General features: G+C 38.1%; 9 protein-coding genes. 3 read left to right on the top strand and 6 right to left on the bottom strand.

The window, feature by feature from the left end; genetic code table 11:
• Positions 1-193 precede the first annotated feature (193 nt).
• From VEIS1202513_RS08260 to VEIS1202513_RS08280, 5 genes are all read right to left on the bottom strand, one after another.
• Entirely contained in the window at positions 194-1507 is a 1314-nt protein-coding gene (locus VEIS1202513_RS08260; RefSeq protein ID WP_213467268.1) for a DUF389 domain-containing protein, read from the bottom strand.
• A gap of 9 nt (positions 1508-1516) precedes the next feature.
• Complete coding sequence (locus tag VEIS1202513_RS08265) at positions 1517-2554, bottom strand: nicotinate-nucleotide--dimethylbenzimidazole phosphoribosyltransferase (protein WP_213467269.1); 1038 nt, start codon at positions 2552-2554, stop codon at positions 1517-1519.
• Between the two features lie 229 nt (positions 2555-2783).
• Positions 2784-3650: a hypothetical protein gene (locus tag VEIS1202513_RS08270; RefSeq protein ID WP_213467270.1), complete on the bottom strand. Its 867-nt coding sequence runs from the start codon at positions 3648-3650 to the stop codon at positions 2784-2786.
• Between the two features lie 30 nt (positions 3651-3680).
• Positions 3681-4511: a hypothetical protein gene (locus VEIS1202513_RS08275; RefSeq protein WP_213467271.1), complete on the bottom strand. Its 831-nt coding sequence runs from the start codon at positions 4509-4511 to the stop codon at positions 3681-3683.
• 42 nt (positions 4512-4553) lie between these two features.
• Complete coding sequence (locus VEIS1202513_RS08280; protein ID WP_213467272.1) at positions 4554-5726, bottom strand: iron-containing alcohol dehydrogenase; 1173 nt, start codon at positions 5724-5726, stop codon at positions 4554-4556.
• A 147-nt stretch (positions 5727-5873) separates the two neighbouring features.
• Here VEIS1202513_RS08280 and VEIS1202513_RS08285 point away from each other — a divergent pair, with 147 nt between their 5' ends.
• Positions 5874-7433 carry a hypothetical protein gene (locus tag VEIS1202513_RS08285; RefSeq protein ID WP_213467273.1) on the top strand — a complete coding sequence of 520 codons (1560 nt, stop codon included), beginning with the start codon at positions 5874-5876 and terminating at the stop codon, positions 7431-7433.
• 90 nt (positions 7434-7523) lie between these two features.
• Here the strand turns inward: VEIS1202513_RS08285 and VEIS1202513_RS08290 are convergent, their stop codons facing one another.
• Positions 7524-8039: a flavodoxin family protein gene (locus VEIS1202513_RS08290; RefSeq protein ID WP_213467274.1), complete on the bottom strand. Its 516-nt coding sequence runs from the start codon at positions 8037-8039 to the stop codon at positions 7524-7526.
• A gap of 429 nt (positions 8040-8468) precedes the next feature.
• Between VEIS1202513_RS08290 and VEIS1202513_RS08295 the strand changes: the two genes are divergently transcribed.
• Positions 8469-10751, top strand: a complete 2283-nt coding sequence (locus tag VEIS1202513_RS08295; RefSeq protein WP_213467275.1) for a ribonucleoside-diphosphate reductase subunit alpha — start codon at positions 8469-8471, stop codon at positions 10749-10751.
• Positions 10752-10940: 189 nt separating this feature from the next.
• Positions 10941-11969, top strand: a complete 1029-nt coding sequence (locus tag VEIS1202513_RS08300; protein WP_038123980.1) for a ribonucleotide-diphosphate reductase subunit beta — start codon at positions 10941-10943, stop codon at positions 11967-11969.
• Positions 11970-11983: the final 14 nt, after the last annotated feature.

An 11983-nucleotide genomic window follows, 5' to 3' on the forward strand; every position in this document is an offset into this window, starting at 1 on the left:
ATATATATTAATATAACTTTAATCTATAGCAAGATAAGAGTAATTACATTTAGCTATGCCAGGTACATAAAAACGGTACTAAGCTGATTCCCCGTACTACTAGGTAATATACCTAATAAGTTCAATCAAACTTAGTACCGTTATACATATCGCTCTATATAATAAACAATCTAATCAAAATCAAAAAATCAACTTATTGAGTTGACATTGTTTGCTCCACAGAAATAGTTACAGGTGCTGATAATTTAGCCTCTAACCAAGCTTTTATTCGTTTCAAATCTGCATCAGATATAGTGGAAGTAGTATGGATAATCACCATATATTGACTCGCTTTAGGCTGTTCTAGATTATCTATCAAAGGCATACCTTCCACTTTGCTTACAAACGGGAATAACGCCTTTGCTTCAGCTTCTGTCGTTTTCATAGTATTTATAGTTTCACTTACTAATTGATAAGTCGGTTGGTACAGATTAATCAAGTTTTTATATGTTCCAAGATTCTCTGAAGATTTATTCAAGTTCGTCTTATCCATAGTAGATTTTTGCTCATCTACGCTATTAACAAATCGTAATGTATAAGGTTGCAAGTACTCATCCTTCTGTAACTTGTCATCCAACTGGGCTTGCTCCTCTGAAGTCACAGGAGCTCCTATAACTACTATGTTTACTAGCTTATTCGTTTGATCCAGTGAATAATCAATCACTTGTCGACGTCCCTCTTGATTAATATCATTCTTAATAAACTGCTCCATATGATTTGACTCAGAATACTTGATGGTCATATCATAGCCTGCATAAATACTTGGTATAGCCATAATAAGACCAATCACGAGAAATATTAGCTGGTTACGACGATTAACCTCTTCTGCTTGTTTATGGAATGGCAAACTATATACACCTTTTAAAACAATAAAAGCTGCAAAGAAGATGAAAAATGCATTTATAAAGAATAGATAGCCAGCCCCAATGAAATAGTGCCAATTTCCATTAGCCAGTCCATATCCTGCCGTACATAGTGGTGGCATGAGTGCAGTCGCAATCGCAACACCTGGTATAACATTATCTAAGGTCTTACGCGTTTGCCCAATAATCCCAGCTAACCCACCAAATATAGCAATGAACACATCAAAAATATTCGGTTCTGTACGTGCTAATAGTTCAGATGTAGCCGCCTGAACGGGAGAAATATAAAAATATAAAGCAGATGCCAAAACAGCAATCGTAACCTGTAAGGACAATCTTAAAATACCGCTTTTTACAACTGTAAAATTAAGCGTAGCAAAGCCAAAACCAGTTGCTAAAATAGGTCCCATCAACGGCGATATAAGCATAGCACCAATAACAACTGCCGTACTATTCATATTCAACCCAATAGAGGCGATAAATATGGAGAGAATCAGGGTAACCAACGCAGGTCCCTTAATCTTAGCCCCACCTATCAATCTTTTAGCAATAGTTGCATCATCGGCGCGCTCAAAATGTATATCAAAGTATTTATTTATTTTCATTCTTTCTCCTTATAATTTCATCAAATCCGCAAAGGTGCCCACATGTACAAACATATGCTGTGTAGTTTTGAGCATTTGTACCATCAAGATGGCCCCCGTGCCTTCCCCCATCGACATTTGTGCTTGAATAGGAACCATGTCTTGTGTAATATCTAACTCTGCTAAAGCTAGCTCTGTGCCTTTTTCTCGAGAGTTATGAGATGGCAATGCATACTCCTTAACACAATCATTCATATGTACCGCACAAGCTGCTGATACAGCTGTAATAAAGCCATCAATGACAAAGGGCTTTTTAAACTCAACACAAGCGAGCATAGCCCCAAGAATAGCTGCAATATCAAAGCCCCCTACATGGGCTACGATTTTACGAACTCTTTCAACTTCACTGACAGAAACGATACTAGTCTTATGCTTATCTAATACAGCGCGCACAAAATCAATTTTTCGTTTCATCAAATCTGGTTTATTCGGCCAAGAACCGGGTCCTACTGTTTCAGTGGGATCAGCTCCAGTTAAGGCAGACAACACACAAGCAGAAGTCGTCGTATTACCAAGTCCCATTTCACCAAAGGAAAAAAGATTTATCCCTTGCTTTACATAATGTTGTACCCGTTCATAGCCAGCTTGAAAGGCACTATTAAATTCATCCTCAGTCATAGCAGGATGGTTTAATATATTCTTTGTTCCCTTTGCGACCTTGTGATCCACTCCGATGCCATCATCTGAGGCAATTCCTACATCCACAACTTCATAAGGAATGTTGTTAAAGTTACAAAACTGTGTAGCCGACGAACGACCCAAGAGCATATTACGCGACTGCTTTTGCGTTACCTCATAGTTATAACCTACATAGCCTTCCATATTACAACCATTATCGGCCGAAAATATAATATGTTGAGGTCGAATTTCACCACTAATCTCGCCCCAAGCTGTACAAATCTTGCGGAAATAATCCTCCCACAAGCCTAGGCCACCAGGGATAAGGCATTTTGGTTGAAGAAATCTATTTAATTGTTCCTCAATTGGTAATACTGACTTATCTTTCATTCTAATCTCTAGCCTGCACAGAATATGCCAACTAGCCTTCTATTAATTCGATATTATTCTATATAGAAGTATAACACAAAACTCATATCTAGTAATGTGAGGTTTGTTAGCTTTCACTGTAGAAATAAATTTATTGCAAACAAAAAGGTTATCCCTTACAGGATAACCTTTTATTTGAGTTATATATTCAAGTATTGTTCCAAATTTTATATACAAACTCTGCCCAACTCTAATGATACATATCTATATCTACAGTAATCATTCGCGTTCGCTCTGGATTAAACATAAAGTAAATCACTCTTGGCTGGTCATGATCAAAGTTATGGTAAACAACATATACTACATATTTCTCAGCTGATACTCGAGTGCTATAATAAAAATCTTCATTAGGATCATCACCGACACTCTGGCTGCCATCAATTAACCAGGAAAATAATTTCCAGTTTTGTCGTTGAATAGTGATAATCTCATAATAATTCTTTATGTCACTAACCAATACATTTTTATCTTTTGGATATGTAAACGAATTAAGTACTTCAACTGTAGTATCTTTATCCCTGCCATTTATAAACGAATACCAAGCATTAGATTTAACAGTTTCCTCATACCTTGAAATCGTTGCTTTATCACCATCTAATACTAAACAGCTTTGATTCCCTCCCATTCCAATTACTTCAGCAGAAGAAATCACTTTCAAACTCTCAGGTAAAAACTTAGGTGCTTGTAATGGAGACGGAATATACCCCGCCTTAGATGAAGGCCATGTAGAGTGCCACCGTTGAGTATCATAATGGGATATTCCTACAGCAGAAAATACTAAAGTAACAGCTAATGTAGGAAGCATACACAGAAAAAAGATAACATAAAAATATGATAAAAATCTTTTACGTACAGTTTTCTCACTATCAATAACTCTACATTTTTCAAGCAATAATACAATCGTGGCGATTAATAAAATCAGATAGTACACCCCAGAATACGAGATATAATCTGAGAAGAAAAATGTTAATACCCAAAGAATTATAAAAAACCATATACTCTTTCTATAAGGATTAGAAAAAAACAATTTCTTTAAGTAAATTAAACACCGTTGCATTTACGATCTCCACAACAATACCTACTCAAATTACTTAGATTGATAAAACACAGCTCGTGTCCCATCATTACTGATCAAAAGTTCCACAAAATGAGGTCTTTTAGTATTCCCATCGTCTACAAAGACATATAGTCTATGATTTTCAGTAGAATTATATGTGTCGTTCACCACTCTTTTCGTTTCTTTTCGAGGTGCAAAGCGTAACCACTCTATAAAACTCCGTTGTGGCAAGTTTAGAAGTTCCTCCTCAATACTATCTATGATGCGGTAACTGTTAGGATGAGATATAAAACGCTTCAATTCTCCACTTTCAAAATCGAGCAACCTATTATATTTATCAATTTGAGCCATATAGGCTGCATATTGTTTTGCAATTTCCTCATATTGAGCAATTACTTTAGGGTCTCCCTCTAAAACTACATAACGATAAGGATACGCAGTAGCCCAAGCTACATCTGTTCGTACCATAGATACCTTATCAATACCTTCCGGAAGCTGCTCAGGAGATGTAAGACCTTCTGGTAATTCCTTATTATTAGGCCATCCTCGTTTCCAATCAGTTGTACTGTACTTAAAATCCTCAAACTGATCAACAGTTGTATTAAGATCATATTGAACCCAATCAGCTACGAGCCAAGATATACTAAGGGTTACGACAATAAACAAAGCACAAGCCAATCGGCTATGTGTTTTTTCAGATATGGACTGTTTCTTAAAGCGCCTATATTGAAGTAACACACTCAACACTATGGCTATGCCAAAAACAATGTAAGTAATTGGGGCTATGTTAAATAGCACTACTACAATTACAAACAACACGCATAGCAGAACTGTTAGTAGGCCATAAAATCCTTGGAACAAAACTCTCTCCTATTATGACAACACTTAAAATAACTTCAACACTTAAAACATCTTTTTATACAACGCTTCTATATCTTTACGGCTAATTTCAGCTACTGTATTAGCAATATTACCTGTAGCAACAACGTATACATTATCTACAAGCCATGGAATGTCTTTTTTCGTAAAGCCTAATTCTGTAAGGTTTGTAGTAAGGTCTAGGTCATGTACGATCAATCGTAATGCTTCGCCTAGTTCAGAGCCATCTCCATGGTTGAATATACGAGCCAAGGCGTCAAATTTATCAGGGTTCGCACTCCAAGTGTATTCCACAGCAACAGGTTCAATAATAGCAAGGCCTACTCCGTGGGTGATATCTTTAAGTCCACTGGCTGGATGTTCCATACCATGCGCTAGTGTTACACCAGCTGTATTGATAACCATGCCCCCAATGGTGCTTGCTAATGTAACAGCTTCCCAAGCTTTTGTAAGTTGTTTTTCATTGAGTACTACTGGTTTACCTTCAGCCGTTGCTTTCACATGTTTATATAGAGGTACAAGGTATTGTGCTAATAAGGTTACAGCATAATGAGCTAATGCATCGGTGAAAGGTTGCGCTGTTTTAGAGGTATAGGCCTCGATATTGTGGCATAGGGCATCAAAGCCAACAGATGCCAATATATGAGGAGGCATAGTGCCCATCACACCAGGGTCTACAATGGAAACCTTAGGCACGATAGCGTTACAACGCAAAGATTTTTTGTCCCCTGTTTTAGGATTAGTAAGGACCCCAAAACCATTGCCTTCAGAGCCGGTACCACAGGTTGTAGGAATGACAATAAGAGGCAACGCATTATCACTGACTTTACGATTGAAGATATAGTCGTTGATGTCGCCATCATTCACAGCCATGAAGGCGATGCCTTTTGCACAGTCCATAATAGACCCTCCGCCAATAGCAATCACCATATCACAGCTTTCAGATTTAGCTAAAGCAGCGCCGTCTAACGCTGTTGTAGTCAACGGATTAGCATCAACTTGATCAAAAAGGACATGATCAATATGCGCCGCATCAAGCTTGTCCACTACACGGTCATATAAGCCAGATTTTTTCGCACTACTGCGACCGGTTACAATAAGGGCTTTCTTGCCATACGGTGCGGCAAAATTATCAATATTATCTACTTTATTCCAACCAAATTGGATGTTTACAGGTAAAAAATAAGAGAATTCCATGTGATAACCTCTTTTCTTTGAAAACTAGTTCTTAAAGTTATTGTAATGTATATTTGAGGGCGTGTAAAACCTCATAGGGCTTTCACCAGAAAACAGGTATACTAATAATAAGAGGGGGTATTTATATTTATAGAGGGAGAGACATCTATGAAATTTGCCATTAAACATTTATGGTCTTCGCTGCGAGACCTAGCAATGCAGTCGCCTATATTACTGGTATTGATTGCCGTATTTTCATGTACACCGTTGTATATTGAACAAGATTGGTTTTCCGAAATCGATCTTAAGCTATACTCACTATATTTCTTTATCGTTATATTACAAAGCTATATAACAAGGGCACGAAAGTTTTCCATATTATATACCTTAGTAAGTATCGGAATCAGCGTTGGCCTTTATATGATTCACGAAACCTATGGCTATGTGCGGGGCATTGAGCTAGCCACGGAAAATATATCGTACCTATGGCTGTACTCCATGATTGCCTTATATTTCACATCGCCCGGTGAACACTACATCGGCGAAATCATTAATCGCATCAAGCGAATTGGTATCACCCTTGTTACGTCTACGCTATACAACATTGTTATCATTATGAGTTTATGGTTCTTCTTCATCATCGTGGACCAACCATTCAACTTTGAAGAAACCATTTTTAAAGTGCTCGCATCCATTAATATATTCATTTGTCTATCTATGGTATGTTCTTACAAAGAGGATCCAGCAGGCCCTCCCGCACCGAACTCATTCTTTACCGTCGTATTCGGCATCATCTTGCCAAAGGCATCCATCATTACAGGCATTCTAGCTAATATCTATTTAGTCTTGATCCTGTTGGGACTTCGCGATGACACCCGCTTCTTCTACACGTACTATCCGTATGTAGCCATTTTCTACTTATTCTATTTAGCTAGTTTTAGATCTAGTGAAAGTAGCAAAACGCAGCAAATCCTGTGCTTCCTATTCATTACGCTCACTACATTGTGCTTAGCCCTTATCGGTAAGCGTGTGATTAATGAACCAATTCTCTGGCTCAATACGATTTACGTAAGTGCATTCAATCTAATTTTCTTAGTACATAATGTATATTCTCTTGTGAAAGGTTTAAAACCTTCTGTCCACACCACAGTTATGGCTCTTGCCTTAGGTGCGGTTCTCTTGACGCCATTCATAGGCTATACAACGTATCGTGAATTTGTTACGTATACTAAAGTTGATGGCGAATGGCATGCAAGACTACCAATAGCTGCTACCTTTGACCCTAACTTCACGGACTATGGCACACCATATGTACCTGTAGATGATTTAAAACTACCAGATACAACCCCAGTGAACGGCAGACGCGTCGAGTATATCAATTTTGATGCTTTGTCTGCACCAAAGGTTATCTCTATTGCAGGCTACGATAAATACATTGAAAACATCGAGTTAATTGTATACGAACAAGACCTTAAGGAATACCAAGTAGAATCGGCTAACTTCGACTCTATTTCCTTCAAATTCCTTAACCATGGCCTTGATCTAGAAGTATCTTTACCAAATGGAGTAACAGAGGTACATCATATTTATGATAAGTTCCTTACAGTCGATAAAACAGCTATTGATCCTGTCATTATAGAAGGCACTGGATACAAGCTATTGATTACATCGTACTTCATAAACCAATTCGATACACGTAAACTTAAATTTAATGTGCTGTATAATTAAATTGAAAGTATTATAAATACAATATAAACTTAGTACCCTATTGTAATATTACAAAAGCAGTACCCCGTAAGGGGGTACTGCTTTTATTCATTAATTAAGCTTTGTAAGAATATCTTTTGCAAATTCTTGTGCCGCTTTACAATCGTCTTCATTTGGGTGTACTGCAGCTTGTTTGTGTCGTGCATCTCTATCAGCAGATTGGCCATGGCTATGTCCCTTAGGGAACATTTTGTACATCATTTCGATGACCTTAGGGTCTACCTTACCTTGGCAGATAAATGTACCAACCGGCTCTACGCCATCGGGCAAACAGTTCGCCGCATTGACTAGACTTTCCTTGGCATGTGCCATTTGCGGCGGCACACCAGCTGTGGCAAACAAAGCAATATGAGGATTATGTAATGTAGCGAGTACATCACGAGCTTCTTTATTTGCGGTTCCTTTATCCACCCAAAAGCCTGCAAATACAAGATCATAGGATGCTATATCGGAAGGCAATTCTTTCATAGACACACAGGGTGTACCTACTGGCAATACGCTAGTAATAGCCTCTGCCACTTGTTTTGTATTTCCCGTAAGGGACGAATATATAACAATAGACTTCATGTCTTACCTCCTAATTACTATATATCTATTATAGGACATATATAACATGCTTTTAATAAAATAAATCACAATAGTATATAGAACGAAATTTGATTTACTGGCACATACAATTTTACTATTCTCAAAAGAGATATATCATTCAAAATCATCATATACGCGTCCCATATAGTACTTTCTAGCATTTACAACTATATCGATAAATTTAAGCATACTATATTTATAAATTTCTAAATGTCAATATTGAATGTATAGAATTTTTTCGCTATAATCGTAACATAATGTATAAGCTTAATAAGAAAACTACCATATATTGTAGTTTTCTTATTTTTCTGATTAGACTTAACTTAAAGATATTTTATACTTTTTGGTCTAATCTTATATATGCTTAATTAACAGTTTTATTGATTTTAGTACTCAAGGGGAACAGTAATGGAGATTATGATCAAGAAACGGGATGGCCATTTCGAGCCGTTGTCCGTTGAAAAAACGAAACGTATGATTGCCTTCGCATGTTTGGGGTTAGATTCTTGTGATCCACTAGAATTAGAAATGGATGCGAAGTTACAATTCGTTGATGGTATGACTACTAAAGAGATTCAAAAAACTTTAGTACAAACAGCCATTGAAAAAGTTATCTCTAAAAAAGACGACGGTTTCGGCAACCAAGTTAATAAAATGAACCAAGATTGGCAGTTCGTAGCGGCTCGCCTCTTCTTATTCGATCTCTATAAAGAAGCTGCTATCACTCGCCGTTATAAAGCATTCGGCTACGGTAACTTCCCAAATCTTGTACATATGCTTGTGGAACAAAAAAAATACGCAGACTTCTTCGTTACAGAATATACACCTGACGAATTACAAGAATTGGGCGACTATATCAAACCTAAACGAGACTACCTCTTCAACTATGAAGGTCTTAAATTGTTGGCTGACCGTTACTTGGTAAAAGGATTCAACAAAGAAATTTACGAATTACCTCAAGAACGTTTCATGGCTATCGCTATGCACTTGGCATTGGTAGAGGGCGAAAACAAAGTAAAGTACGCTAAAAAATTCTACGATTTGATGAGCCAATTAAAAATGACAACTGCTACACCTACATTAGCAAATGCTGGTACACCATTCCATCAATTGTCCTCTTGCTTCATCTCTGGTGTAGATGACAACTTATGGTCCATTTATGACGTAAACAGCAAGTTCTCTCGCGTATCTAAACACGGTGGTGCTCTTGGTATCTACCTTGGCAAGGTTCGTGCATTGAACTCCGATATTCGCGGTTTCAAAAACTCCTCTGGTGGCGTTATTCCTTGGATTCGCTTGTACAACGATACAGCTGTTGCGGTAGACCAATTGGGTAAACGCAAAGGTGGCGCTACAGTAACACTCGATATTTGGCACAAAGACTTCTACGAATTCGTAGAACTTCGTACAAACAATGGTGATGACCGTCGTAAAGCTCACGATATCTTCCCTGCTATCTCCGTTCCAAACCTCTTCATGGAACGTATGATCGCTCGTGAAAACTTCACGTTATTTGATCCTCATGAAATCTTAGCGGTAAAAGGCTACGCTTTGGAAGACTACTACGACACTGATGATAATAAAGAATTCACAAAACGTTACCTTGAATGTGAACAAGATCCTAACTTACACGGTATCGAAGTACCAGCATTAGATATGATGAAAAAAATCATGCGCTCCGCTGTTGAAACTGGTACACCGTTCATCTTCTTCCGCGATACAGTAAACGCTGCAAACCCTAACAAACATGCAGGTATGATTTACGCATCCAACTTGTGCCACGAAATCGCGCAAAATGTTGGCTTCACTAATCTTGCTGAAGAAATCATCAACGAAGATGGTACTATCACTACTAAAACAAATACAGGCGACATGGTTACATGTAACTTGAACTCCATCAGCCTTGGTCGTATTACTGACGAAGAATTGGAAGAAAACATTGCCCTTCAAATTCGCATGTTAGACAATGTTATTTCCATTAACCAAGCACCAGTACCAGAGTCTCGTATGACGTCTGATAAATACCGTGCTATCGGTCTTGGTACTTCTGGTTACCACCACTACCTCGTAAACCACGATATCCAATGGGAATCTGATGAGCACATTGAATTAGCGGATAAATTGTTCGAAAATATCGCTTACTATGCCATCAAAGCGTCCATGGAATTGGCTAAAGAAAAAGGTGCCTACCCTGCGTTCAAAGGTTCTGAATGGGAAACTGGTGCATACTTCACACGTCGTGGCTACACATCTGATCGTTGGAAACAATTGGCTGCAGACGTTGCAAAATACGGCATCCGCAATGGTTACTTGATGGCTGTAGCGCCTACTGGTTCTACTTCCAACATTGCAAACACAACGGCTGGTATCGACCCTATCTTCAAAAAATTCTTCATCGAAGAAAAGAAAGGTTCTTTCACACCAAAAACAGCTCCAGATTTGAACAACAAAACATTCTGGCTCTACAAAGAGGCGCATACAATCGACCAACAATGGTCCATCAAAGCTTGTGGCGTACGTCAGCGTCATATTGACCAAGCACAATCTTTCAACTTGTACATCACGCCTCAAATGAAAGCGAAAGAAATTCTAGACCTTTATATTGAGGCGTACAAACAAGGTATCAAAACAATCTACTACATCCGTAACCAATCCCTTGAAATGGATGAGTGCACTAGCTGCTCCTCCTAATATTTAATAGGTGTTTTCTACTCAATATAGGATATGGTGAAAGTTAAAAATATCATTGCTATATTTTACAAAAACTATACACTATAAGTAGAGAGTACTAAACTTGTGAAAGATACTTTCACCAACACTATAAATCTGATGACGACCTATAGCAGTATAGGTCGCATCGTTGTATAAAGGAGTCCTACTATGGATAAAAAACTGATCTTTAACGAACATGGTGAACGTGGCACGCAATCTATGATTGGTGGCAATACCACAAACCTTCGCGAATGGAACCGTATCAAGTACGACTGGGCTAACCAAATGTACCGTACAATGCTCAACAACTTCTGGATTCCTGAAGAGATTTCCTTGAACGAAGACGTTAAGCAATTCCCATACTTAACAGATTACGAACGCCGCGCGTTCGACAAAATTATTGCGTTCTTGAACTTCCTTGATTCCATTCAATCTGAAAACTTGCCAAACTTGAGCCGTTATATTACAGCATCTGAAGTGGCATCTTTATTGAATATTCAAGCATTCCAAGAAGAAATTCACGCTCAAAGTTATTCTTACATTTTGGACACTGTAACAAATCCGATTACACGTGACAAAATCTATGACGAATGGCGTACAGATAAAACATTGCTTGAACGTAACCGTTTCATCGCCGATGCATACCAACGTTTCAGCGATGATCCTAGCGAAGCAAACCTTATTCATACAATCATTGCGAACTATATCTTAGAAGGTATCTACTTCTACTCTGGCTTTAGCTTCTTCTACACATTGGCACGCCAAGGTAAAATGACAGCTACATCCACTATCTTCAAATACATCAACCGCGACGAAGTAACTCATCTTGTATTGTTCCAAAACATCATCCGCGAGTTACGCCGTGAACGCCCTGACTTGTTCACACCTGAACTAGAAGCGAAAATTACTGACATGATTCGCCAAGGTGCGGAGAACGAAATCGCTTGGGGTCAATATATTACTGATGATAAAATCCTCGGCCTTAACAACGTTCTTATCGAACGCTACATCAAATACCTTGCGAATATCCGCTTAGAAGCAATCGGCTTACCTCATTTATATCCTGAAATCAAAGAAAACCCTATGGAATGGATTGAAAGCTTCTCCAACTTGAATAGCACAAAAACTGACTTCTTCGAAGCAAAAGTTACAAACTATACAAAAGCAGCAGCATTTGATTTTGATGACTTAGAATAATAAAAAATGATAAA

Origin of the sequence: Veillonella orientalis, from assembly GCF_018406505.1 — a bacterium.
GTDB lineage: Bacteria > Bacillota > Negativicutes > Veillonellales > Veillonellaceae > Veillonella > Veillonella nakazawae.

What these genes read in the sequence shown, in the direction of transcription:
- VEIS1202513_RS08260 (WP_213467268.1), bottom strand. Translation starts at nt 1,507, where the DNA reads ATGAAAATAAATAAATACTTTGATATACATTTTGAGCGCGCCGATGAT.
- VEIS1202513_RS08265 (WP_213467269.1), bottom strand. Translation starts at nt 2,554, where the DNA reads ATGAAAGATAAGTCAGTATTACCAATTGAGGAACAATTAAATAGATTT.
- VEIS1202513_RS08270 (WP_213467270.1), bottom strand. Translation starts at nt 3,650, where the DNA reads ATGCAACGGTGTTTAATTTACTTAAAGAAATTGTTTTTTTCTAATCCT.
- VEIS1202513_RS08280 (WP_213467272.1), bottom strand. Translation starts at nt 5,726, where the DNA reads ATGGAATTCTCTTATTTTTTACCTGTAAACATCCAATTTGGTTGGAAT.
- VEIS1202513_RS08285 (WP_213467273.1), top strand. Translation starts at nt 5,874, where the DNA reads ATGAAATTTGCCATTAAACATTTATGGTCTTCGCTGCGAGACCTAGCA.
- VEIS1202513_RS08290 (WP_213467274.1), bottom strand. Translation starts at nt 8,039, where the DNA reads ATGAAGTCTATTGTTATATATTCGTCCCTTACGGGAAATACAAAACAA.
- VEIS1202513_RS08295 (WP_213467275.1), top strand. Translation starts at nt 8,469, where the DNA reads ATGGAGATTATGATCAAGAAACGGGATGGCCATTTCGAGCCGTTGTCC.
- VEIS1202513_RS08300 (WP_038123980.1), top strand. Translation starts at nt 10,941, where the DNA reads ATGGATAAAAAACTGATCTTTAACGAACATGGTGAACGTGGCACGCAA.